This window comes from Streptomyces sp. NPDC058469 (genome assembly GCF_042721125.1).
Lineage (GTDB): Bacteria > Actinomycetota > Actinomycetes > Streptomycetales > Streptomycetaceae > Streptomyces.
The window spans coordinates 26,377-50,457 of record NZ_JBHXME010000069.1 but is presented as its reverse complement, the minus strand read 5'-3'; the positions used below and the strand labels follow the sequence as shown (position 1 = coordinate 50,457).

Genomic DNA, 24,081 nt, shown 5'->3' with positions numbered 1-24,081 from the left:
GCCTGGACCGACCGGCGGGACGAGGTCGCCGAGGTCGCCGGGAAGATCACACGGGCCGCCCCCTGTTGGCGTGTGGCGCCTACGCCTTGGCGTAGAGCCTCGTGAGCGCGATGCCGGTGTTTCCGGCGTCGTAGACGAAGCCGCCGACCTTCGAACCGTGCATCCAGTTGCGGATGGCGTGGTAGTCGGGGACACAGGCCGCGAGTTCCATGACCTGCTTGTCGATGGCGCCCCAGGCCTTGTTGGCCGCGTCCGCGTCGGTGATCAGCGAGGCGGCCGCGATGGCCTTGTCGACACTGGCGTTCTTCAGCTGCGCGTAGTTGCTGCGGCCGTCGCCGATGTTGTCCCCGTCCCAGCAGGGGTAGAACACCGAGTAGCCGCCCGGCCAGTCGGGGCTCCAGCCGGCCGCGAACAGGTCGTAGCTGTTGTCGATCTTGCCGATCTGGGTGTAGAAGGTCGACTTGTCGAGCTGCTGGTTGACGACCGTGAAGCCGGCCGCCTCCAGCGCGTTCTTGATCGCGACGGCCTGCTTCACCGCGTTGTCCGACGTCTGGTAGGCGATGACCAGCTTCTGACCGGTCTTGCCGGCCTCCTTCAGCAGGGCCTTGGCCTTGGCCGGGTCGCCGCCGGGCTTCGTGGTCTTGCCGTACAGGTCGAAGTCCGTGTAACCGGGCGTGACCGGGCTGAAGATGGTGGTCGCGATCTCGCTGGTGGACGCGCCGCCGCGGATGGTCTGCAACTGCTGGTTCGGCCAGGCGTAGTTGATGGCCTGGCGCACCTTGACGTCCGTGATCCGCGTGGTGTTGATCGGCCAGTAGTAGGTGACCGTGTCGACGGCGGTGAGCACCTGCTTCTTGAGCTTCGCGTTGGTGAGGACCGTGGCGATCCGCTCGGCGGCGACCTCGTTGAAGATCGACATCGTGTACTGGTCGTTGCCCTTGTCCGCGATGTAGCGGTCGGTCGAGGCCAGCAGTTCGAAGCCGAACTGGAAGAGGTACTTGTCCGGGTAGGCGTTGCGGATCGGGTCCGTCGCCGCGTCCCAGTGCGCGTTGCGGGTGTACGTCAGGGACTTGCCGATGCTGCGGGCCTCGATCTTGTAAGGACCACAGGAGAACGGCTTCTTGTCGTACTTCTCCTTGGTGTCCTTCGACTTCTTCACGAAGGAGTACGCCCGCTCGGCGAGCGTGAAGTTGAAGTCACCGCGGGCCTGGTTGAGGCGGAAGGTGATGGTCTTGCCGTCGATCTCGATGGAGTCGAGGCTCTTGCCGTCGTAGGGACCCTTGTACTTGTCGCCACCGACCAGGAACTGCTGGACGTAGCGGGGGCCCTCGGTGACGAAGGAGGCGAAGAGGCGCTCGAAGGTGTGGCGGACGTCGTCCATGGAGAGGTCGGAGCCGTCCTCCCACTTGATGCCGTCCTTGATGGTGAACGACCAGGTCTTGCCGCCGTCCTTGGCCGTGCCCGCGTCCGTGGCCACGTCGCCGACCAGGGTGGCGCCACCCTTGGAGTCGAGCTTGTAGCCGGTCAGGCCGCGCATGATCGGCGTGGTGATGAGGATCTCGGTGGAGACGTAGATCTGCGCCGGGTCCAGGTGGTCCATGTCGAACTGGTCGAGCCCGTAGATCGTCCCGCCCTTGACCGCGCCGGCGACCTCGGGAGCGGGGCCCGTCGAGTCCGCCTTCGTGCCGACCGCGATCTTGCTCTGCTTGGCCTTGCTGACCGAGGGGACCTTGTCGTTCGAGGTCGAGTTGCCGCCGCCACAGGCGGTCAGCACCGAGCTCGACGCGGCCACCACACCGGTGGCGATCATGAAGTTTCTACGGGAAAAAGACACAGTAGCCCTGCCTTACGGGTGGGACGGACCAGCCGGACGACATTGACCGGGCCGGAGATGAGAGATGGGTCAGCGCTTCGACTTCGGGTCGAGCGCGTCGCGCACCGAGTCGCCGAGCAGATTGAAGGCCAGAACGAAGATCACCATGGAGAGGCCCGGGAAGAGCATGAAGGTGAAGTCCTGGGTGTAGAACTGGGCGCCCCGCTGGATCATGACGCCCCAGTCGGGGGTCGGGTCGATCATGCCGACGCCGAGAAAGGCGAAACCCGCTTCCGCGGTCACATAGGCCGGGAGCATGAGCGTGGACTGGATGAGGATCGGGGTCCACAGGTTCGGCAGCAGTTCCTTGAACACGATCCGCGCCGGCGACGCCCCGGTCACCTTGGCGGACTCGACGAACTCCCGCTCGCGCAGGCCGAGTACCTGGCCGCGCAGCAGGCGGGCGATCGACGCCCAGCCGAAGAAGGACATCATGATGATGAGCGCGGTGGCCCGCAGCCAGGTCGGGATGTTGTCGTCGGCGGCGACGAACAGACCGAACACCACCGGCATGAAGGCGATGATGAACAGCGTCGAGGGGATCGACAGCACGATGTCGACGATCCGGCCGACGAAGTAGTCCGTCTTGCCGCCCAGGTAGCCCGCCGTCACGCCGATCACCACGCCGAGGGCGGTCGTGATCAGGGTGGCTGCCAGGGCGATGCCCAGCGAGGTCCGGATGCCGTAGATCAGGAAGGTGAAGACGTCGCGGCCCAGTTGTGGCTCGATGCCGAACCAGAACTGCGAGCTCATGCCGCCGTTCGCGCCCGCCGGGTACGAGAAGGCGTCGAGCAGACCCGGGTCCTGGCTCGCGTACGTCGTGTACGGATCTTTCCCGTAGAGCTTGGATATCAGCGGTGCGGCCAGCGCGATCGCGAAGAAGAAGATCACGATGATCGCCGATATGACGCCCGTACGGTCCCGTTTGAAACGGCGCCACGCGAGCTGACCCGGGGACCGGCTCTCGTTGGCCTTCGAGTCGGGAGAAGTGATCGACTTCTCGACGCTCTCGTCGGTCACCTCGAGCGGGGCCGCGGATGGAGTTGGGGGGGTCATGGTGCTCCTGGCCCAAGGGCGGGTCTGAATGACTCCGCAGGGCACTCCCCTACGGGCTACGCCGGACTTTTTCAACGCAATTCATGCAAGGTCAATAAAATCTGGACCGACTTGGGTTTCTCTTTACCTTCTTTTCCATCTCTTGGTCAGTCCGTAGCTACGCGGGTAGCGTGCCGTGATCGATCCGTGTTTTACATCGGGCCAACTACGCGAAGCGGGCAATGAGTTCGTTATGCGGACGCCTCTGTATCGGAATGCGTACACCGGGGCGTCGTAATCCAACGGTTCCGCATCGCTTCGCGGTGATCCATTGTGCGCTACACGGAAGATCCTCTGAACGGACGTCAGGGGTCCCCCGAAAGGGTGGGCCCGCAGGCGATGTGGTCCTTTTCAGTCGATATTGACCGGTAACGGATCGGCATGGATCGGTTTTCCTGAGGAGGCACTCGATGCGTGGAGCCACGCACGCCAAATGGGCCGCTTGCGCGGCGGCGGTAGCCCTCGCGGCGACCGCCTGTGGGGGCGGCGGGAGCAGTAGCGGCGGCGGCGGTGGTGACGGCAGCGCGGTGCTCAGCGCCTCCTGGGGAGATCCGCAGAACCCGCTGGAGCCGGCCAACACCAACGAGGTGCAGGGCGGCAAGGTCCTCGACATGGTCTTCCGCGGACTGAAGCGGTACGACCCGAAGACCGGCAAGGCGCAGGACATGCTCGCCGACAAGATCGAGACCACGGATTCGCAGAACTTCACGGTCACGGTGAAGAGCGGCTGGAAGTTCAGCAACGGCGAGGCCGTCACCGCGAAGTCGTTCGTCGACGCGTGGAACTACGGGGCGAGCCTGAAGAACAACCAGAAGAACGCGTACTTCTTCGGGTACATCGAGGGCTACGACAAGGTCCACCCCGACAGCGGTTCGCAGTCCGCCAGCACGCTCACCGGGCTCAAGGTGACCGGCACGGACACCTTCACCATCAAGCTCACCCAGAAGTTCTCGACCTTCCCCGACACCCTCGGGTACGCGGCCTACTCGCCGCTGCCGAGCACCTTCTTCTCGGACCACGCGGGCTGGCTGAAGAAGCCGGTCGGGAACGGGCCGTACACCATCGCGTCGTACACCAAGGGCTCGCAGATGCAGCTCAAGAAGTGGGCCGGGTACACCGGGACGGACAAGGCGCAGAACGGTGGGGTGACCCTCAAGGTCTACACCGACAACAACACCGCCTACACCGACCTGATGGCCGGCAACCTCGACCTCGTCGACGACATCCCGGCCTCGCAGCTGAAGAACGTCAAGAGCGACCTCGGCAGCCGGTACATCAACACACCCGCCGGCATCATCCAGACCCTCGCGTTCCCGTACTACGACAAGAACTGGAACAAGAGCGGCTCGGAGAAGGTCCGCACGGGCCTGTCGATGGCGATCAACCGGGACCAGATCACCAACACGATCTTCCAGAAGACCCGCACCCCGGCCACCGACTGGACCTCACCGGTGCTCGGCACCGAGGGCGGCTTCCAGGACGGGCTGTGCGGGGACTCCTGCAAGTACAACCCGACCGAGGCGAAGAAGCTGGTCCAGGAGGGCGGCGGGATCCCCGGCGGGCAGGTCAAGATCACGTACAACGCGGACACGGGCTCGCACAAGGAGTGGGTGGACGCGGTGTGCAACTCCATCAACAACGCGCTCGGCAACGACAAGGCGTGCGTCGGGAATCCGGTCGGCACCTTCGCGGACTTCAGGAACCAGATCGGTCAGCACAAGATGACGGGCCCCTTCCGCGCCGGCTGGCAGATGGACTACCCGCTCATCCAGAACTTCCTGCAGCCGCTGTACTACACCAACGCCTCCTCCAACGACGGCCTGTGGTCCAACAAGGACTTCGACAAGCTCGTGAACCAGGCCAACGCGGAGACGGACACGAGCAAGGCGATCAAGCTCTTCCAGCAGGCCGAGGGCGTCGTCCGCGACAACATGGCCGCCATCCCGCTCTGGTACCAGAACGGCAGCGCGGGCTACTCCGACCGGCTCTCCAACGTGGCGCTCAACCCGTTCAGCGTCCCCGTCTACAACGAGATCAAGGTCAGCTGAGCCGCACCGGGGGCGGGCCCGGCGCGGCCCGCCCCCATGAACCCCGGAGCCCCCATGGGACGGTACGTAATCCGGCGTCTGCTGCAGATGATCCCGGTCTTCATCGGCGCCACACTGTTGATCTTCCTGATGGTGAACGTGATGGGCGACCCCATCGCGGGCCTGTGCGGCGACCGACAGTGCGACCCGTCGACGGCCGCCCAGCTGAAGCGGGAGTTCGGCCTCGACAAGCCCGTGTGGCAGCAGTACCTGACCTACATGGGGAACGTCTTCACCGGTGACTTCGGGACGGCGTTCAACGGCCAGAAGGTCACCGAGCTGATGTCGACCGCGTTCCCGGTCACCATCCGGCTGACCCTCGTGGCGATCGTCATCGAGGTCGTCGTCGGCATCGCGCTCGGTGTGATCACCGGTCTCAAGCGCGGCCGTCCGATCGACACCGGTGTGCTGCTGCTCACCCTCGTCGTCATCTCCATCCCGACCTTCGTCACCGGCTTGCTGCTGCAACTGCTCCTCGGCGTCGAATGGGGCTGGATCAAACCGTCCGTCTCACCGGACGCGACCTTCAGCGAACTGATCGTCCCCGGGCTGGTGTTGGCCTCGGTCTCGCTCGCGTACGTGACCCGGCTGACCCGGACGTCCATCGCGGAGAACCGGCGCTCCGACTACGTCCGTACGGCCGTCGCGAAGGGCCTGCCCAGGCGCCGGGTGATCGTCCGCCACCTGCTGCGCAACTCCCTCATCCCCGTGGTCACCTTCATCGGCACCGACATCGGTGCCCTGATGGGCGGCGCGATCGTCACCGAACGGATCTTCAACATCCACGGGGTCGGCTTCCAGCTCTACCAGGGGATCGTGCGCCAGAACACCCAGACCGTGGTCGGCTTCGTGACCGTCCTCGTCCTGGTGTTCCTGGTCGCCAACCTGCTCGTCGACCTCCTCTACGCCGTACTCGACCCGAGGATCCGCTATGCCTGAGCAGCCGTTCGAGCCCGAACGCGCCATCGCCGGGACCGGCATGGGCGGCGCGATGGACCTCGCGACGAGCGAGGCGGAGACCCTGGAGAAGACACCGGGAGGGCCCGAAGGCACCGGCCCGGCCGGCAAGCCCCACTCCCTCTGGTCCGACGCCTGGCGCGACCTGCGCCGCAACCCCGTCTTCATCATCTCCGCGCTCGTCATCCTCTTCCTGGTGGTCATCTCCCTCTGGCCCTCCCTGATCGCCTCCGGCAACCCCCTCAAGTGCGACCTCGCCAAGGCCCAGGAGGGCTCCCAGCCGGGCCACCCCTTCGGCTACGACGGCCAGGGCTGCGACGTATACACGCGCACGGTCTACGGCACCCGTACGTCCGTCACGGTGGGCGTGCTCGCCACGCTGGGTGTCGCGGTGTTCGGGTCGGTGCTGGGCGGGCTCGCCGGGTTCTTCGGCGGGGTGTGGGACTCGATCCTGTCCCGGGTCACGGACATCTTCTTCGCGATCCCGGTCGTCCTCGGCGGCCTGGTGCTCCTGTCCGTGGTGACCAGCAACACGGTCTGGCCGGTCATCGGGTTCATGGTCCTGCTCGGCTGGCCGCAGATCTCCCGCATCGCCCGCGGCTCGGTCATCACCGCCAAACAGAACGACTACGTCCAGGCCGCGCGAGCGCTGGGCGCCTCCAACTCCCGCCTGCTGCTACGCCACATCACCCCGAACGCGGTCGCCCCGGTGATCGTCGTCGCCACCATCGCGCTCGGCACCTACATCTCGCTGGAGGCGACCCTGTCGTACCTCGGCGTGGGCCTGAAGCCGCCCACGGTCAGCTGGGGCATCGACATCTCGGCAGCCTCGCAGTACATCCGCAACGCCCCGCACATGCTCCTCTGGCCCGCCGGAGCCCTGGCGATCACCGTCCTCGCGTTCATCATGCTCGGCGACGCGGTGCGCGACGCCCTCGATCCGAAGTTGAGGTGAGGCGGCGTCATGCTGCTCGAAGTGCGGGATCTGCATGTGGAGTTCAGGACCAGGGACGGGGTCGCCAAGGCCGTCAACGGGGTCAACTACAGCGTGGACGAGGGGGAGACCCTCGCCGTGCTGGGGGAGTCGGGGTCCGGGAAGTCCGTGACCGCGCAGGCCGTCATGGGGATTCTCGATGTGCCGCCGGGGAAGATCACCGGCGGGGAGATCCTCTTCCGGGGCAAGGACCTGCTGAAGTTCAAGGAAGAGGAACGGCGCAAGGTCCGCGGCGCCGAGATGGCGATGATCTTCCAGGACGCGCTGTCCTCGCTCAACCCCGTGCTCTCCGTGGGCGACCAGCTCGGCGAGATGTTCATCGTGCACCGCGGGATGTCCCGAAAGGACGCGCGGGCCAAGGCGATCGAGCTGATGGAGCGGGTCCGGATTCCGGGCGCCAAGCAGCGTGTTCGTGACTACCCGCACCAGTTCTCCGGCGGTATGCGCCAGCGCATCATGATCGCCATGGCGCTCGCCCTGGAGCCGGCGCTCATCATCGCCGACGAGCCGACCACCGCCCTCGACGTCACCGTCCAGGCCCAAGTCATGGACCTGCTGGCCGAGTTGCAGCGCGAGCTGCACATGGGGCTCATCCTCATCACCCACGACCTCGGAGTCGTCGCGGACGTCGCCGACAAGATCGCCGTGATGTACGCGGGCCGGATCGTCGAGTCGGCCCCCGTCCACGACATCTACAAGGCGCCCGCCCACCCGTACACCAAGGGCCTGTTGGACTCCATCCCGCGCCTGGACCAGAAGGGCCAGGAGCTCTACGCCATCAAGGGCCTGCCGCCGAACCTCATGCACATCCCGCCCGGCTGCGCCTTCAACCCCCGCTGTCCGATGGCCCAGGAAGTGTGCCGGACCGATGAACCCGAGCTGTACGAGGTGGATCAACACCGGGGCAGCGCCTGCCACTTCTGGAGGGAGTGCCTCAATGGCTGAGTCGATCCTGGAGGTGACCGGGCTCGTCAAGCACTACCCGTTGACCCAGGGCATCCTCTTCAAAAAACAGGTCGGTGCCGTCAAGGCCGTCGACGGTGTGGACTTCACGCTCACCAGAGGAGAGACCCTCGGCATCGTCGGGGAGTCCGGGTGCGGCAAGTCGACCGTCGCCAAGATGCTGGTCAACCTTGAGCGGCCGACCGAAGGGTCGATCAAGTTCAAGGGCGAGGACATCAGCAAGATGTCCGGCCGTGCCCTGAAGGCCGCGCGGCGCAACATCCAGATGGTGTTCCAGGACCCGTACACCTCCCTCAACCCCCGGATGACGGTGGGCGACATCGTCGGGGAGCCGTACGAGATCCACCCCGAAGTGGCGCCAAAGGGCGACCGGCGCAAGCGGGTTCAGGATCTGCTGGACGTGGTCGGGCTCAACCCCGAGTACATCAACCGGTATCCGCACCAGTTCTCCGGCGGCCAGCGCCAACGCATCGGCATCGCACGGGGGTTGGCGCTGCGCCCCGAGGTCATCGTCGCCGACGAACCGGTCTCCGCGCTCGACGTGTCCGTGCAGGCCCAGGTCATCAACCTCCTCGACCGGCTGCAGGACGAGTTCGACCTGTCGTACATCTTCATCGCGCACGACCTGTCGATCGTCCGGCACATCTCGGACCGGGTCGGGGTCATGTACCTCGGCCGGATCGTGGAGATCGGCAAGGACGAGGAGATCTACGACCACCCGACGCACCCGTACACCCAGGCGCTGCTGTCCGCCGTGCCGGTGCCCGACCCGGACGCGCGGGACCATCGGGAGCGGATCATCCTGGCGGGTGACGTGCCGTCGCCGACGAACATCCCCTCCGGGTGCCGCTTCCGTACCCGCTGCTGGAAGGCGCGGGAGCGCTGCTCGCTGGAGGTGCCGCTGCTCGCCGTGCCGGCCGAGTTCCGGCTCGCGAGCGGGCCCGCCGCGCACGACTCGGCCTGTCACTTCGCCGAGGAGAAGACGGTCGTACCCCAGGACGCGGCCCCCGCGGAACCGACGGACGATCTTGATCAGGGGGCGGAATAACCGAACAAACAGGCATCAACCGCGTTAACACACAGGCAACTCGGCCGACCCGGTCTCGATATATGGACGCGTCAACCTGAGTGACGTACGGCCGTGCGGGTGCCGTAAACGGACCGGGGCGCGCCATGTCGCCCCGGTCCGTTGCCGTACCTACGCCAGCCCCAACGCCCGCTTCAGGAAGTCCACTTGAAGCAGCAGCAAATTCTCCGCGACCTGTTCCTGCGGGGTCATGTGGGTCACCCCGGACAGCGGCAGCACCTCGTGCGGGCGGCCGGCGGCCAGCAGGGCGGAGGACAGCCGCAGGGTGTGCGCGACCACCACGTTGTCGTCGGCGAGGCCGTGCACGACCATCAGCGGGCGGTGCGGGCCGGCGGGCGAGGACAGCCCGTCGTCGGTGACCAGACCGCTCTTCGCGTACGACTCCGGGTCCTTGGCCGGGTCGCCCAGGTACCGCTCCGTGTAGTGGGTGTCGTAGAGCCGCCAGTCGGTGACCGGGGCGCCCGCGATGCCCGCGTGGAAGACGTCCGGGCGGCGCAGCACGGCGAGCCCCGCGAGCCAACCCCCGTACGACCAGCCGCGGATGGCCACCCGGGAGAGGTCGAGCGGGTGGGACTTCGCGAGGTCCTGGAGGGCGTCGATCTGGTCGTCCAGGGAGACCGTGAAGTCGCGGTGGACGGCCTTCTCCCACGCCGGTGAACGGCCCGGGGTGCCGCGGCCGTCGGCGACGAGCACCGCGAAACCCTGGTCGGCGAACCACTGCGAGGTGAGGTGCGCGTTGTGCGCGGCGACCACGCGCGGGCCGTGCGGACCGCCGTAGGGATCCATCAAAACCGGAAGCGGGCTGCTGCCGTCGTAGTCCTGTGGCATAAGCAGGGCGCACGGGACGCGCCGTGCGCCCCCCTCGGTGAACGTGATGCGCGGGGACATACCGGGATCTTCGGCGTACGACGCGATCGTCACCGCCTTCTTGCCCTCGCGCAGCACCTGCACCTGGATGCCCGGCCGGTCCGGCACCGCCGAGATCAGCACGGTCACGCCCCCGGCGCGTACCGCCGAGTGCACGCCGGGCTCCTGCGAGAGACGCTCCAGGCCGAGCTCGTTGACGCGATAGACGTGCACCTCGCCGGTCTCCGGGGTCGGCGCGTCCTCGCCCGCCGACGCGGAGACCAGCACGTTGTCGTCGGAGACGTCCAGCACCGCGCGGACGTGCAACTGCGGCCCCGTGAGCAGGCGTTCACCCACCGCGAGCACCCGGGCGCCGCCCTCGTCGGCGATCCGCACGAGGCGTCCCGAAGGGCTCCAGCACGGCAGGCCAGGGAAAAGATCAAGCCAAATTGGATCTTCGTCGGCATGCACCATCCGGGTCGCCCCCGAGTCGGGCTCCACGGCGAGGAACAGCTGGCTGCGCTGGTCCCGGGCCTGCACGAGCAGCAGCGGCGCACCCGCCGCTGACCAGTGGACTCGCGCCAGATACGGGTACCGCGCCCGGTCCCAGACGACCTCCGTGCGCGTCCCGTCCAGACCGATCACGTACAGCCGTACGTCCGCGTTGGCCGTGCCCGCCGCCGGGTAGGCGACCCGCTGCGGCTCGCGCTCCGGATGGGCCGGGTCGGCGATCCACCAGCGCTGTACGGGCGTGTCGTCCGCGCGGGCGACCAGCAACCGGTCCGAGTCCGGCGACCACCAGAAGCCGCGCGTACGGCTCATCTCCTCGGCCGCGATGAACTCGGCCAGCCCGTAGGTGACTTGCTCCGACTCCGGCTCGGCGAGCGGCCGGTCACCGTCACCCTCGGCTCCCACGACGCGCAGGGCGCCACCCGTGACGTAGGCGATGTGCCGTCCGTCGGGGGCCGGGCGGGGGTCGATCACCGGTCCGGGCACCGGGAGTTCACGTGCGGTACCGGCTCGCAGCTCGGCCGTGAAAAGCCGCCCTGACAAGGCGAAAGACGCCAACTCGGCCTCGCTGTCGGTGGCGTAGCCGACGATCCCCGCACCGCCCTCGCGGGTGCGCTCGCGGCGTGCCCGCTCCTGGGGCGAGAGGCGCTCCGAGGCGCCGCCCAGGAGGGCGCGCGGGTCGGCCGCCACGCGCTCCTCGCCGGCCGCCGGATCGAGGACCCACAGCGCGTTCGCCCGGTCCGTGCCGGAGGAGGAGCGCAGGAACACGACCCGCGAACCGTCGGGCGACACGGTGAACGCGCGCGGCGCGCCGAGCGTGAACCGCTGGGTACGGGCGTGCCGTCGGGGGAAGGAGTCAGCCTCGGTCGTCATGCCCCGACCATATTGGCCATGCGCCCCCTTGTGCGGCTGTGCGCCGAGCGATGCGCGAGCGCGGATAGTTATGATCACTAGCGCTGCGTGGGTATGAACCTGCTGGCTCCTGTATGGATTTGCTGTACCGATTTGCTCTAGGGATCCACCCCATGGATCCGTTGCCCCCATAGTCCGACCCCCCCGAGTCCCTGGGATCATTGGAGGTGAGCCGCCGTGGCACTCTCGATTTCGGCGGTGGTGCTGCTGGCGATCGTCGTCTTCCTTCTGGTCAGGAAATCAGGGCTGAAGGGCGGACACGCGGTCGTCTGTGTCCTCCTCGGGTTCTATCTGGCCTCCTCGACCATCGCGCCCACGATCAGCGATCTCACGACCAACATCGCGAGCATGATCGGCAGCATCAAGTTCTGACGGCTCGCCTTTAGGGTGGGTCCATGACGGAACTGCCCGGCCGTCGTCTGCTGCTGGTGCACGCGCACCCGGACGACGAGTCGATCAACAACGGCGCGACGATGGCCAAGTACGCGGCCGAGGGTGCCCACGTGACGCTGGTCACGTGCACCCTCGGAGAGCGCGGCGAGGTCATCCCGCCCGCACTGCGGCATCTGTCGGGCGCCGGACTGGCGGAGGAGCGGGAGCGCGAGCTCACCGCCGCCATGAAGGCGCTAGGGGTCGCCGACCACCGCTTCCTGGGCGGCGCCGGCAGATACCGGGACTCCGGGATGATGGGCACCTCGGACAACGACGACCCGTCCTGCTTCTGGCAGGCCGACGTCGACGAGGCCGCCGGACAACTCGTCGAGGTGATCCGCGAGCTGCGCCCCCAGGTCCTCGTCACCTACGACCCCGACGGCGGCTACGGCCACCCCGACCACATCCAGGCCCACCGCGTGGCCATGCGCGCCGCCGAACTGGCCGCCGACGCCGGGCAGTCGATCGCCAAGGTCTACTGGAACCGCGTACCCCGGACCGTCGTCGAGGAGGGCTTCGCCCGGCTCCGTGACGCGCTGCCGGAGCTGCCCTTCGCCGAGACGGCCGCCGTGGACGAGGTCCCGGGTGTCGTGGACGACGGACGGATCACCACCGTGATCGACGGCACCGCGTACGCCGCCGCCAAGACCGCCGCGTTGCGCGCGCACGCCACGCAGGTCGAAGTGGCCCCGGACGCACCGTACTTCGCGCTGTCGAACTACCTCGCGCAGCCGGTATTCACCACCGAGTACTACGAGTTGGTCCAAGGGGTACCCGGTGGGGCGCCCGAGACCGACCTCTTCGAAGGGCTGGACCTGTGATGAGCGCCACCAACGGCGGGAGCCTGCTCGCCCAGCCGCTGCAACGGCCGTCCGGGCTGCGGGTGTTGGCCTACGTCGGGCTCTTCGTGCTCGGCGCGGTCGTCGGGGCGGCCGGGGCGCTGGTGCAGGCCGCTTGGTTCCCGGGCGGGCTGCTGCTCGCGCTCGTGGGAGCGGCCGGAGCGTTCGTCGGCGGCGCGAGAGCGACCGAGGGCCGGGGCGGCGCCGTGGCGCCCGCCGCCGGCTGGATGGTCGCCGTCATCCTGCTCACCGCCAGCCGTCCGGAAGGCGACTTCCTCTTCGGCGCGGGAGTCGGTTCCTATCTCTTCCTGCTCGGTGGGATGGCCGTAGCTGTGATGTGCGCCACGTTGGGTTTGGGGCGGCAACCAACCAGCCCTGACGTCCGACTTGGCAAGTGACGTACCACTTCGCGGTGACGCGCGCGTGCGAGTCCGGTGTGGGTTTCCCCAGCGGCCGTGGGATACCGCCAAGAAGTGGCCAGTATGGTGGTGCGCGCCGCCGAGTCGCCCGTGGGTGTCGGGCGGCGGAGCCAACCGGGAGAACCTGCCTTGAGTCGTGAAACTGACACTCCGTCCTCCGGGCCCGACGGGCGCGGCGGAGCCGCCTACCCCTCGGGGACCCCGCCGTACGGGACGCCTGCGGCTTCCGACGACCGTACGGATGCGGGGCGTTCGGCCGCGCAGCCGGAGGAACGCAAGACCGAGACGACGCTGACGACCCGGATCCGGATCAACATCCCCGGTTCGCGGCCCATTCCGCCTGTCGTCGTGCGCACGCCCGTCGCGGACACCGAGGGGTCCACGACCGCCGAGGTGCAGTTGCCGAGTTCCGAGCTGCCCACGGGCGTCGTCGAGCCGAGCACCGAACTCGCGCTGCCCGGCGCCGAGGAGAAGACGAGCGACTGGTTCGCACCCCGCAAGTCCGGCCCCGCGAAGGGCGGTCAGGGCGGTGGCGGCACCAACGGCGCCGGGATTCCCGGCGGTTCGGCCGCGGGCACCCCGAGTGCGCCGGCCGCCGGTGCTCCGGGTGCGCCCGGTGGTGGCCGGCCGAGCGGTGGCCGTCCCGGTGGTGTGGTCGGCGGCATGAGCGTGACGGGCGCCGCCCGTCAGGCCGCCGCGAACGGCGGCACGAACGGCGCCGGAATCGGCGGCGCCACCGGCGCCGGACCCGTCGCCCCCGGGCATGGTGGCGGCACCGGTTCCTTCGACGTGACCGAGGCACTGGCGGCGGGACCGCTGGGCAACGGGTCCCGTCCGAACGGCGGCGGCCCGAACCCCGGCCCCAACGGCGGCCCCGGCGAACCGCGCCGCGACGACCTGCCGTACTTCTCGGACAACGGGCAGCAGGGCGGTTACCCCGGGCCCAACGGCCAGGGCGGCCAGGGTGGTTATCCCGGGCCCAACGGCCAGGACGAGCTGGGCGGTTTCCCCGGTCCCAACGGACCCGGCGGGCGAGCCGAACAGTTCCCAGGTCCCAACGGCCAGGGCATGGGCCCCGGCGGTCCGGGCGGTCCCGGCGGACCCAACGGTTTCAACGGCCCGAACGGGCGCGGCGGTCAGGGCGGTCCCGAGGGCCCCGCGGGCCCGACCGGCGGTCCGGTCACCGGCAACGGCCTGATGCTGCCGCCCGGCCCCATGGGCGGAGCACCGGGCGCGCCCAGCGCGCTGAGCGGCTACGCCGACGGGCCTGGCGGCACGAACGGCGCCGGTGGTCCCGGAGGTCCTGGCGGTCCCGGTGGATTTGCCGGACCGGGTGGTCCCGGTGGGCCGGGCGCCCCGGGTGCGTCTTCCGGACGACACAGCGGCGGTCGCGCCAGGGGCCCTGCTGGTCCTGGCACGGGTCCTGGCGGTCCCGGCGCGGGTCCCGGCGGCCCGGGTACGGGTCCTGGCGGTCCCGGCATGGGACCCGGTGGCCCCGGTATGGGCCCCGGCACCCCCGGCGGCGCGAGTCTCCCCGGCAAGATCCCCGGCGGCGGTCTCAGCGACGACACCGCGATCCTCACCCCGCAGAAGCCGGCCCCCGAGCCCGGTGGCCCCGGCTACGGCGCCCCCGCCGACCAGGTCTCCGGACACACCGTCACCAGCGGTATGCCGGTCATCCCCGGCGCGGGGAACTCGCCGTTCGGCACGGGTACCCACCCCGACGGACCGCTGCCGCACACGCCCCCGAAGCTGCCCGACCCCGGTGCGGCGCAGAGCGCGCCCGCCGCGGCCAAGAACACCGGCAAGAGCGCGAAGAAAAAGAAGAAGGGCCGCAGCAAGCTGGTCCTGCTCTGCGTCGGCGTGGTCGTCATCGGGGGCGGCGCCTACTGCGCCGGGCTGCTGATGAACCACACCGACGTGCCCAAGGGCACCACCGTGCTCGGCGTCGACATCGGCGGCGGCACCCGTGACGACGCCGTCAAGAAGCTCGACGACGCGTTCGGCGACCGCGTGAACAAGCCGCTGAAGCTGTCGGTCGGCGGCAAGACGGTCTCGCTCAAGCCGGACCAGGCGGGGCTGCAGTTCGACACCACGTCCACCGTCAGCAAGGCGGCCACCAGCGACTACAACCCGGTCTCCGTGATCGGCTCGCTCTTCGGCCAGCACCGGGTCGTCGACCCCGACATGCCGGTCGACGAGGAGAAGCTGCACGCCGCCCTCACCGACCTCGGCGGCGGCTCCGGCTCCGGCGCGGTCACCGAGGGCACGATCCAGTTCACGTCCGGCAAGGCCGTCGCCGTCTACGGCAAGGCGGGCAAGGCGATCGACGCGGCCGCGTCCACCGGCGCCGTCGAGGAGGCGTACCGGAGCGAGGTGGAGACCGGCACGGCCACCGCGGTGACGGTCCCGACGACCACCAAGCAGCCGACGGTCACGAACGCCGAGGTCGACCGCGAGATGAAGGCCTTCGCGGAACCGGCCATGTCCGGGCTCGTCACGGTGAAGACGGACACCGGCGTCACGCTGCCGCTGAGCCCGAACAAATCGCTGTGGAAGTTCCTCAGGGTGAAGGCCGTGAACGGCAAGCTCACCGACAGCCCCGACCTCACCGCCCTCAAGACGCTTTACGGCAGCACCTTCGACGGCGTCAAGATCACCCGGGGCACCGGCCAGAAGACGGCCGTCACCCCCGAGGACGTCTACGGCGCCCTGCGCCAGGCACTGATCAGCAAGACCGACCGGGTCGGGACCATCGTCACGAACCCCAGCTAGCGCCCGACGACCGAACAAGGGGCACCCGGCACAGCGCCGGGTGCCCCTTCGTCGTAGGACGACCGCCTCCGCCGTAGGACATCCGCTCCGCCGTATGACATCTGTCATGCGGCACACCGGATTGCCGACACTGCCGGGCGGCGGCCTCCGGCGGTCACGATGGGTGTCATGACGACAACAGCGGCGACGACCACCTCGGTGGTCGGGTTCGATCAGGTGAGCAAGAGCTACGGCGATGTCCGGGCCGTGGACGGGCTGTCGCTCGTGCTGCACCCGGGGGAGACGGTGGCCCTGCTGGGTCCGAACGGGGCCGGCAAGTCGACCGCCCTCGATCTGCTGCTCGGCCTCAAGCAGGCCGACACCGGCACGGTCAGCGTCTTCGGGACCAGTCCCCGCGAGGCCATCGTCGCCGGGCGGGTGGGCGCGATGCTGCAGAGCGGCGGGCTGATGGACGAGGTCACGGTCGGTGAACTGGTCAGGCTGGCCTGCGACTTGCACCCGAAGCCGTACAAGGTCGCCGACGTGATCGCCCGTGCGGGCGTCGCGCAGATCGCCGACCGCAAGGTCAACAAGCTCTCCGGCGGCCAGGCCCAGCGCGTCCGCTTCGCGCTGGCGACCGCGGGCGACAGCGACCTGATCGTCCTCGACGAGCCGACCACCGGTATGGACGTCACCGCCCGGCAGGCCTTCTGGGCCACCATGCGCGAACAGGCCGACCAGGGCCGTACGGTCCTGTTCGCCACCCACTACCTCGAAGAGGCCGACGCCATCGCGGACCGCGTGCTGGTCCTGCACCGCGGCAAGCTGCTCGCGGACGGCACGGCCGCCGAGATCAAGGCGAAGGCGGGCGCGCGCAAGGTCGCCTTCGACCTGGAGGGCGAGATCGACGAGGCCCCGCTGCGGGCCCTCCCCTTCCTCACCACGATCACTGTGTCTCATAGCGGCTCCGCCGCGGGAAGCGGCTCCACGATCCGCATCCAGTCCACCGACGCCGACGCGACCGTCCACGCGCTCTACGGCCTCGGCGTCTACCCCCGCAACCTCGAAGTCGCCGGGCTCGGCCTGGAGCAGGCCTTCGTCGCCATCACCGCCGCCGAGGAGGCCAAGCAGTCATGAACAGCCTGATCAAACTGGAACTCACCCGCGCCCTGCGCAACCGCAAGTTCCTGTTCTTCTCGGTGATCTACCCCTCGGCCCTGTTCCTGCTGATCGCGGGCAACGCCGGCGGCACCGACAAGATCGACGGCACGGGCCTCACGGTCGCCACCTACATGATGGTCTCGATGGCCTCCTTCGGCGCCCTGACCGCCGTCCTGATGGGCAACAGCGAGCGCATCGCGAAGGAGCGGGAGAGCGGCTGGGTACGGCAGTTGAGGCTCACCACGCTGCCGGGGCGCGGTTATGTGATCGCGAAGACGGCCAGCGCCGCCGTGGTCAGCCTGCCGTCGATCGTCGTCGTCTTCATCGTCGCCGCGACCGTGAAGGACGTACGCCTCGACGCCTGGCAGTGGCTCGCGCTGACCGGCGCGATCTGGGCCGGCAGCCTGGTCTTCGCCGCGCTCGGGGTGGCCATCGGGTACATGGCGAGCGGGGACGCGGTCCGCCCGATCACGATGATCACCTACTTCGGCCTGTCGATGCTGGGCGGCCTGTGGATGCCGGCCACGACCTTCCCGCAGTGGCTGCAGGACATCGCGAAGTGGCTGCCCACGCACGCGTACGCTGCCCTGGGGCAGGCGATCGAGCAGAGCCAGTCGCCCCACGCCAAGGACGTCACCCTCCTCGTCGTCTACTTCGCCCTGTTCGCGGGCGGGGCGGCGTGGCTGTACCGGAAGGACACGCTGAAGGCGTGAGCGCGATGACCGAGGACCCGCGGTCCGAAGAGGAGGCCCGGGCGGAGCGGCTGGTGCGGATCGGACAGCCGCCCCGCAACCGGGGCGAGGTGCTGCGCAAGCTGGTGTGGATCCTGCCCTGGCTGGTCTTCCTCGGCGCGCCCGTGCAGGATCTGGCGGCCGGCCACCACACCACCGCGGCCACGACGGCCGGCTGGGTGGGCCTGGTGGCCTTCACCGGGATCTACCTGGCAGTCGTCTTCCGCACCATGGGCCGCCCCTACGCCGGCTGGATCGTCACCGCCCTGGTCGCCGTCCTGTGGGTGCTGGCGGTAGCCCTGGCACTCTCCCTCGGCAGCGCCTGGCTCGGCCTCTTCGTGTACGTCTCCGTCACCTGCGGGGTCACCCTCCCCCTGAGTGCCGCGTACTGGACGATCCCGCTGACCACCGTCGCGATGATGCTGGCGGGCTGGTTCGTCGACGACCTGGACGACGCCTGGAGCCTGTTCCTGATCGTGCTGCTGGTGGGCTACTCCATGACGGGCGTACGGCAACTGGTGCGCACGACGGTCGAGTTGCGCAAGGCGCGCGCCACGGTGGCTCAACTGGCCGCGAACGAGGAGAGGTTGAGGCTGGCCCGAGACCTGCACGACCTGCTGGGCCACTCCCTCTCACTGATCACCCTGAAGAGCGAACTCGCCGGCCGGATGCTCCCCGACCACCCCGACAAGGCGGCCCAGCAGGTCGCCGACATCGAACAGGTCAGCCGCCAGGCCCTGGTGGACGTCCGCGAGGCGGTCACCGGCTACCGCCGCCCCCGCCTGGCCGGCGAACTCGCGGGCGCGCAGGTCGCGTTGACGGCGGCGGGAGTAATCGCGGACCTCCCGGCCGAACCGGACCTCACCGCCGTGTCCGAACACAGCGAGTCAGCCCTGGCCTGGGCCCTGCGCGAGGCGATCACCAACGTCGTACGGCACAGCGGCGCCCAGCGCTGCGTGGTCGAACTGGTCCGACGCCAGACGCTGGACGGCCCGATGCTCGAACTCTCCGTCGAGGACAACGGCTCGGGCGGCTCGGGCAAGGGCCCCGGCAACGGTCTGACCGGCCTCACCGAGCGCTTGGAGAAGGCCCGCGGCTCCCTGGAGGCGACCCGCCTCAAGCGCGGCTTCCGGCTGGTGGCACGGGTGCCCGCCGACGTTCCGGCCGCCTTGACGGACGTAGGATCGCCCGCATGAGCCGTACGATCAAGGTCCTGCTCGCCGAGGACCAGTCGATGGTCCGCGAGGCACTGGCCGCGCTGCTCGGCCTGGAGGACGACATCGAGGTCGTCGCCCAAGTCGCGCGCGGCGACGAGGTGTTGGCGGCGGTACGACAGCACGCCGTGGACGTGGCCCTCCTCGACATCGAGATGCCGGGCTGCACGGGCATCGAGGCGGCGGCCCAGGTCCACAAGGCGCTGCCCGCGGTGAAGCTGGTCGTCCTCACGACCTTCGGCCGCCCCGGCTACCTCCGCAGCGCGATGGAGGCAGGCGCCGACGCCTTCCTGGTGAAGGACGCCCCGGCGGCCCAACTGGCCGAAGCGGTACGGAAGGTACTGGCGGGGGAGAGGGTCATCGACCCCACCTTGGCGGCAGCGGCCCTGGCGGGGGGCGCGAACCCGTTGACCGACCGTGAGCGCGAGGTGTTGCGGGCGGCGGCGGACGGTTCGACGAACGCGGAGCTGGCGAAGGCCCTTCATCTGTCGCAGGGCACGGTCCGCAACTATCTGTCGACAGCGATCCAGAAGCTGGCGGTCAGGAACAGGGCAGAGGCGGTAAGGATCGCAAGGGAAAAGGGCTGGCTGTAATCGCAGGCCAGCGGCAGTTCCGCCAGAGGCGCGGGGCTGTATCGATGTGCGGCTCCGCCGCGTGGGCGCGAGCAGCCACAACGCACCGGCGGACGCAAGACGACCAAAGCTCAACGGCGCATGGGCGAACGTCAGTTCAACATGGCCCGAGCCGAATGAGCCTGCCTCCGGACCTGATCGGCAGCGGGCGCATCCACCACAGCCACCACCTCGGCATACGCCTCCAGTTCGGCCGCCCCGGTGAGGAAATCCCCGCGCTGCACAAGCAGTTGAGCCCGCTCATACCGCAACCGAGCCGAGTGCGAAGGCAGCAACAGCGCCAACTCGACGGCCCACAGGGCAACATCCGACCGCTCAGGCCGAGCCGCAGCCCACGCCCGGATGTTGTTCAGGACCCGCGACACAACTTCCAGAGGCGCCGCAGGCACAAGCATCGAGGGCTCCAGCGCAGCCCCCGTCGCCCCCGCGACCAACAACTCCGCATCGCCGCCCGACAACACCCGCCCCCCGTCAAAGGGATCGGCCAGCACCTGATCCTCCGCCGGCCCGAACCCCACCACGAAGTGCCCCGGCAACGCGACCCCGTACACCGGCGCTCCCGCCCGCCGAGCCACCTCCATCCACACCACCGACAACAGGATCGGCAACCCGCGCCGCCGCCGCAGCACCTCGTGCAACAGCGAGGACTCCAGCCGCTGGTAGTCACCGGGTACACCGCGGAACTCGAAACGCACGCCCAGGAGTTGACGCAGCGCGTTCGCCCAGGCCAGCGGCGCGCCCGGCCGGAACGGCACCTGCCCGGCCAGCCGGTCCAGTTCCATCTGGGCCGAGTCGATGCCGGCGTCGTCCAGCGCCCCGTCCGCCGCGGCCCCCACGAGCAGGCACAGTGCGGCGAGATCGGGCCGCTCGGACCGAGCCTCCTCGGCGAACAGCCGACGCACCTCGGCGGCCCGTTCGGGCGACGGGGGGCAGGGACCGGGCATGGCGAACTCGAACCCCCTCACGACGATCCGTGCGGACCGGAGCCATCAGGAACCCCGGGCTCGCGATAGTGGTGATAGGCGTGATGCGCCGAGAACCCCATCCCGGAGTACAGCGCCCGCGCCCCCGAGTTGTCCGCCTCGACCTGCAACCACGCTGCCGACGCCCCCTCGTCCAGCGCCCGCGAGGCCAACGCGGCCATGACGAGGGAGGCCAGCCCCCGCCGCCGTAGCGCCGGATCGACCTCGACCGCGGCGAAACCGGCCCACCGCCCGTCGACGACACACCGCCCGATCGCGGCGGGAGCCGAATCCGTGCCCTCGCCGGGCACCGTCGCGAACCACACCGACGGTCCTCCCCCACTCTCGGCTTCGCTCGAGCGGGGGGACCCCCATCCCAGCACCTTCAGGGCCACCTCGCTCACCCCCTTGCGCTGATAGCGGGCCAGCCACGCCTCGTCGGCCGCCCTGGACAGCGCGACCCCGGCCGCGTCGGCGCGGTCGGCGACAGGGGCCAGCGCGCCGACCCACAGCTCGGCCGTGACCTCGCGGGTCCAGCCGCGCCGTTCCAGCTCGGCGCAGAGCAGCTCCTGCGTGCCCTCGGCGCCGGTCGCGGTCTGGACGTACGCGGGCAGGCCCCGGTCGCCGTACCACCGTCGTACGACAGGCAGGGCCTCGTCGAGGGGCAGGCCGGGATCGCCGAGCGGCAGCACGGAGTTGGCGCGCCGGGTGAATCCGGCGGCGGCGCGCAGCTCCCACTCGCCGAGCCGCTCGCTCTCCAGCGGCCGCCAGGCACGCGCGGAGACATGGGCGAGTTCGGCGTACGAAGCGGACGGTCCTCGCCGGCGGGCCGGAGCGGCCGGGACGACCTTGCCCGCCACCAGCGAGGATTCCGAAATACGGACGGACCCGCCATCCTTCCGTGTGATCGTCAGCACACCGCTGTCCCATGATGTGAGAACACCCACCGTGTCGGTGAACTTCTCCGTCGTGTCTTCAGCACCTGTCAAGCGCCTGACGGACACCCGTTTGCCCACGTCAGCAGCGGTGATCCGGACCTCAAGACGTCCAGCCGCAGAGATTTCCACAGGTCTGTTCACCCCTCCTGTATGGATCACGCCCCGGAACGGAGATACTAGGTGTGGGCATGGACGACGCCGCGCTCCCGCGCGCCGGGCGGCGGAGCCTACGGAGGCCCGCCAGCGCCCTATCGAGGAGGAACGACAGCGTGACCTACGTCATCGCGCAGCCTTGTGTAGACGTCAAGGACAAGGCGTGCATCGAGGAGTGCCCGGTCGACTGCATTTACGAGGGCTCCCGGTCCTTGTACATCCACCCGGACGAATGCGTCGACTGCGGAGCCTGTGAGCCGGTGTGCCCGGTCGAGGCGATCTTCTACGAGGACGACACTCCCGAGGAGTGGAAGGACTACTACAAGGCCAACGTCGAGTTCTTCGACGAGCTCGGCTCGCCCGGCGGCGCCAGCAAACTGGGCCTGATCGAGCGCGACCACCCCTTCGTCGCCGCGCTGCCGCCGCAGAACCAGTAAGAGCGGCCCGCACAGACGCGCCGCCTCGGTCCCGTACGGCCAGATCAGCTCTGATCGCCGTACGGGGCCGAGGCGTTTGCCGTACGACGGCCTGACGACGGCTGTACGGGGCGCACGCACCAGAAAGTGAGCCAGTCATCGTGTCCGCAGTCACCGACCGCCTGCCCACCTTCCCCTGGGACAAGCTGGAGCCGTACAAGAAGACGGCCGCAGCGCACCCGGACGGCATCGTCGACCTGTCCGTCGGCACCCCGGTCGACCCGGTCCCCGACCTGATCCAGAAAGCGCTGATCGCCGCGGCCGACTCGCCCGGCTATCCGACGGTCTGGGGCACACCGGCACTGCGCGACGCGATCACCGGCTGGCTGGAGCGCCGCCTGGGCGCCCGCGACGTGACCCACCGCCACGTCCTGCCGATCGTCGGCTCCAAGGAACTCGTCGCCTGGCTCCCGACCCAGCTGGGCCTCGGCCCGGGCGACCGCGTGGCCTACCCGCGCCTCGCGTACCCGACGTACGAGGTCGGCGCCCGCCTGGCCCGCGCCGAGTACGAGGTCTACGACGACCCGACGAAGCTGAACCCGGAGGGGCTGAAGCTCCTCTGGCTCAACTCCCCGTCGAACCCCACCGGCAAGGTCCTGTCGAAGGAGGAGCTGACCCGGATCGTCGCCTGGGCCCGTGAACACGGCGTCCTGATCTTCTCCGACGAGTGCTACCTCGAACTGGGCTGGGAGGCCGACCCGGTCTCGGTCCTCCACCCGGACGTCAACGGCGGTTCCTACGACGGGATCGTCGCGGTCCACTCGCTCTCCAAGCGCTCGAACCTCGCCGGTTACCGCGCGGCCTTCCTGGCCGGCGACCCGGCGGTCCTCGCCCCGCTCCTGGAGATCCGCAAGCACGGCGGCATGATGACCTCGTCCCCGACCCAGGCGGCGGTGGTCGCGGCCCTCGGCGACGACACCCACGTCCAGGTCCAACGCGAGCGCTACACGGCCCGCCGCACGGCCTTGCGCGAGGCATTGCTGAAGCACGGCTTCCGCATCGAACACAGCGAGGCCAGCCTCTACCTCTGGGCAACGAGAGACGAGTCCTGCTGGAAGACCGTTGCCCACCTGGCCGACCTCGGCATCCTGGTGGCCCCGGGCGACTTCTACGGCGAGGCGGGCGAAAACTTCGTACGCGTGGCTCTGACGGCGACGGATGAGCGAGTCCGGGCAGCTGTAACCAGGCTGAGCTGAGGCTTTTCGTTTTTAGGGGCGCGGGGCTGTATCGATGTGCGGCTCCGCCGCGTGGGCGCGACCAGCCCCCACCGGCCGCAAGCCGACGAACAACGTAGAAAAGGGGTCCAGGGAACTCCCTGGACCCCTTCAACGCAGGCGCACTAGAACGCCGGCGCAACTAGCCGAGCGGCAGCCCCTTCAGCGGCAGCTCCTGCGCCGTGGGCAACCCGCCCTTGGTCACCGCGTCCGTCGGCAACCCGCCACCCGCAGTCGCCGTCTTCGCGGTCTCACCAAGCAGACCCCCGGCCTGCCCAGCGGTGTCCCCGGCAACGTGCTGCGCGGCCGGCGCCACCGTCTTGGCAACCTTCCCACCGGTCTTCCCGGCGGCCGGCACCGCCTTCTCCAGCGTCTGGCCACCGGACTTGCCGGCGACCCCCGTGACGTTCTGGCTCGCGCCGTCGACCGTGTTGCCGACGCTCGCCCCGTCCAGGGCGGTCAGCGCGCCCAGGTTCGGGGTGGCCGGCAGGGAGGGGGCCGCACTGGCGGAGCCGGCCGCACCGACCCCGGCTGCCGCTCCCGCTGCGACGAGCAGCGCGGCACGGGCGATCCGGCGGGTCAGGGGGAGGGACATGATGCTCCTTGTGTTGATCTCCGGGCTCGGACGCAGTGACTACCGCTCGAAGCGCGCGAAGGTTGCGGAGCGGCAACGTAAAGAGTTGGTAATGCGTCGCATTATCAGCTACGGATAAAAACGGACAAAGAGCGCCCGGTCTGAAAGTCTGCAGAATGCTTACAGCCCTTTGTTCTCAAGGGTTTCGGCGCATGTGAGGGTGACGGCCCGAAGACCTGCGCACGCCCGGGCCGGGAT

Annotated in this window: 21 protein-coding genes; 15 read left to right on the top strand and 6 right to left on the bottom strand. The window is 69.2% G+C overall.

What is annotated here, in order from left to right; genetic code table 11:
* Window positions 1-79: 79 nt before the first annotated feature.
* Window positions 80-1,810 carry an ABC transporter substrate-binding protein gene (locus tag ACFWP5_RS27225; RefSeq protein WP_384161771.1) on the bottom strand — a complete coding sequence of 577 codons (1,731 nt, stop codon included), beginning with the start codon at window positions 1,808-1,810 and terminating at the stop codon, window positions 80-82.
* A gap of 93 nt (window positions 1,811-1,903) precedes the next feature.
* Window positions 1,904-2,929 (bottom strand): ABC transporter permease, encoded by a 1,026-nt coding sequence (locus tag ACFWP5_RS27220; protein ID WP_384161768.1) that lies wholly within the window; start codon window positions 2,927-2,929, stop codon window positions 1,904-1,906.
* A 449-nt stretch (window positions 2,930-3,378) separates the two neighbouring features.
* Here ACFWP5_RS27220 and ACFWP5_RS27215 point away from each other — a divergent pair, with 449 nt between their 5' ends.
* The 5 genes from ACFWP5_RS27215 to ACFWP5_RS27195 are packed head-to-tail and all read left to right on the top strand — an operon-like array spanning window position 3,379 to window position 9,017.
* Entirely contained in the window at window positions 3,379-5,016 is a 1,638-nt protein-coding gene (locus tag ACFWP5_RS27215; RefSeq protein WP_384161766.1) for an ABC transporter substrate-binding protein, read from the top strand.
* A gap of 54 nt (window positions 5,017-5,070) precedes the next feature.
* Window positions 5,071-5,994 (top strand): ABC transporter permease, encoded by a 924-nt coding sequence (locus tag ACFWP5_RS27210; RefSeq protein WP_384161763.1) that lies wholly within the window; start codon window positions 5,071-5,073, stop codon window positions 5,992-5,994.
* Window positions 5,987-6,967, top strand: coding sequence for an ABC transporter permease (locus ACFWP5_RS27205; protein ID WP_384161760.1), 981 nt, complete (start codon window positions 5,987-5,989; stop codon window positions 6,965-6,967). The genes ACFWP5_RS27210 and ACFWP5_RS27205 overlap by 8 nt, the downstream gene beginning before the upstream one ends.
* Window positions 6,968-6,976: 9 nt before the next feature.
* Window positions 6,977-7,951: an ABC transporter ATP-binding protein gene (locus tag ACFWP5_RS27200; RefSeq protein ID WP_384161757.1), complete on the top strand. Its 975-nt coding sequence runs from the start codon at window positions 6,977-6,979 to the stop codon at window positions 7,949-7,951.
* Window positions 7,944-9,017: an ABC transporter ATP-binding protein gene (locus ACFWP5_RS27195; protein WP_384161754.1), complete on the top strand. Its 1,074-nt coding sequence runs from the start codon at window positions 7,944-7,946 to the stop codon at window positions 9,015-9,017. Before ACFWP5_RS27200 ends, ACFWP5_RS27195 begins: the two co-directional genes overlap by 8 nt.
* A gap of 150 nt (window positions 9,018-9,167) precedes the next feature.
* On the opposite strand, the gene ACFWP5_RS27190 is transcribed toward ACFWP5_RS27195, so the two are convergent.
* Window positions 9,168-11,285, bottom strand: a complete 2,118-nt coding sequence (locus ACFWP5_RS27190) for a prolyl oligopeptidase family serine peptidase (RefSeq protein WP_384161752.1) — start codon at window positions 11,283-11,285, stop codon at window positions 9,168-9,170.
* A 216-nt stretch (window positions 11,286-11,501) separates the two neighbouring features.
* Between ACFWP5_RS27190 and ACFWP5_RS27185 the strand changes: the two genes are divergently transcribed.
* The 8 genes from ACFWP5_RS27185 (at window position 11,502) to ACFWP5_RS27150 (ending at window position 19,467) form a co-directional block, all read left to right on the top strand.
* A complete protein-coding gene (locus ACFWP5_RS27185) occupies window positions 11,502-11,696 on the top strand; it encodes a hypothetical protein (protein ID WP_327401497.1) in 195 nt (64 codons plus the stop codon).
* Window positions 11,697-11,719: 23 nt separating this feature from the next.
* Window positions 11,720-12,577: an N-acetyl-1-D-myo-inositol-2-amino-2-deoxy-alpha-D-glucopyranoside deacetylase gene (mshB, locus tag ACFWP5_RS27180; RefSeq protein ID WP_384161749.1), complete on the top strand. Its 858-nt coding sequence runs from the start codon at window positions 11,720-11,722 to the stop codon at window positions 12,575-12,577.
* Window positions 12,577-12,993 (top strand): DUF6113 family protein, encoded by a 417-nt coding sequence (locus ACFWP5_RS27175; RefSeq protein WP_384161746.1) that lies wholly within the window; start codon window positions 12,577-12,579, stop codon window positions 12,991-12,993. Before mshB ends, ACFWP5_RS27175 begins: the two co-directional genes overlap by 1 nt.
* A 150-nt stretch (window positions 12,994-13,143) precedes the next feature.
* Window positions 13,144-15,789 (top strand): hypothetical protein, encoded by a 2,646-nt coding sequence (locus ACFWP5_RS27170; protein WP_384161743.1) that lies wholly within the window; start codon window positions 13,144-13,146, stop codon window positions 15,787-15,789.
* A gap of 168 nt (window positions 15,790-15,957) precedes the next feature.
* Window positions 15,958-16,905 (top strand): ABC transporter ATP-binding protein, encoded by a 948-nt coding sequence (locus ACFWP5_RS27165; protein WP_384161740.1) that lies wholly within the window; start codon window positions 15,958-15,960, stop codon window positions 16,903-16,905.
* Entirely contained in the window at window positions 16,902-17,642 is a 741-nt protein-coding gene (locus tag ACFWP5_RS27160) for an ABC transporter permease (RefSeq protein WP_384161737.1), read from the top strand. The genes ACFWP5_RS27165 and ACFWP5_RS27160 overlap by 4 nt, the downstream gene beginning before the upstream one ends.
* Complete coding sequence (locus ACFWP5_RS27155; RefSeq protein WP_384161734.1) at window positions 17,639-18,856, top strand: sensor histidine kinase; 1,218 nt, start codon at window positions 17,639-17,641, stop codon at window positions 18,854-18,856. Before ACFWP5_RS27160 ends, ACFWP5_RS27155 begins: the two co-directional genes overlap by 4 nt.
* The gene (locus ACFWP5_RS27150) at window positions 18,853-19,467 is read left to right on the top strand and encodes a response regulator (RefSeq protein WP_384161731.1); all 615 of its coding nucleotides are present in this window, start codon (window positions 18,853-18,855) and stop codon (window positions 19,465-19,467) included. Before ACFWP5_RS27155 ends, ACFWP5_RS27150 begins: the two co-directional genes overlap by 4 nt.
* Before the next feature lie 131 nt (window positions 19,468-19,598).
* On the opposite strand, the gene ACFWP5_RS27145 is transcribed toward ACFWP5_RS27150, so the two are convergent.
* Window positions 19,599-20,450, bottom strand: a complete 852-nt coding sequence (locus ACFWP5_RS27145; protein ID WP_384161728.1) for a transglutaminase-like domain-containing protein — start codon at window positions 20,448-20,450, stop codon at window positions 19,599-19,601.
* 17 nt (window positions 20,451-20,467) lie between these two features.
* Window positions 20,468-21,535, bottom strand: a complete 1,068-nt coding sequence (locus tag ACFWP5_RS27140; protein WP_384161725.1) for a GNAT family N-acetyltransferase — start codon at window positions 21,533-21,535, stop codon at window positions 20,468-20,470.
* A gap of 140 nt (window positions 21,536-21,675) precedes the next feature.
* Between ACFWP5_RS27140 and fdxA the strand changes: the two genes are divergently transcribed.
* Window positions 21,676-21,996: a ferredoxin gene (fdxA, locus tag ACFWP5_RS27135; RefSeq protein WP_019058397.1), complete on the top strand. Its 321-nt coding sequence runs from the start codon at window positions 21,676-21,678 to the stop codon at window positions 21,994-21,996.
* A gap of 140 nt (window positions 21,997-22,136) precedes the next feature.
* Window positions 22,137-23,231, top strand: a complete 1,095-nt coding sequence (locus ACFWP5_RS27130; RefSeq protein WP_384161722.1) for a bifunctional succinyldiaminopimelate transaminase/glutamate-prephenate aminotransferase — start codon at window positions 22,137-22,139, stop codon at window positions 23,229-23,231.
* A 160-nt stretch (window positions 23,232-23,391) separates the two neighbouring features.
* Here ACFWP5_RS27130 and ACFWP5_RS27125 read toward each other — a convergent pair whose 3' ends face one another.
* On the bottom strand, window positions 23,392-23,844 hold the full coding sequence (locus ACFWP5_RS27125) for an ATP-binding protein (RefSeq protein WP_262055831.1): 453 nt from the start codon (window positions 23,842-23,844) through the stop codon (window positions 23,392-23,394).
* Window positions 23,845-24,081 lie beyond the last annotated feature (237 nt).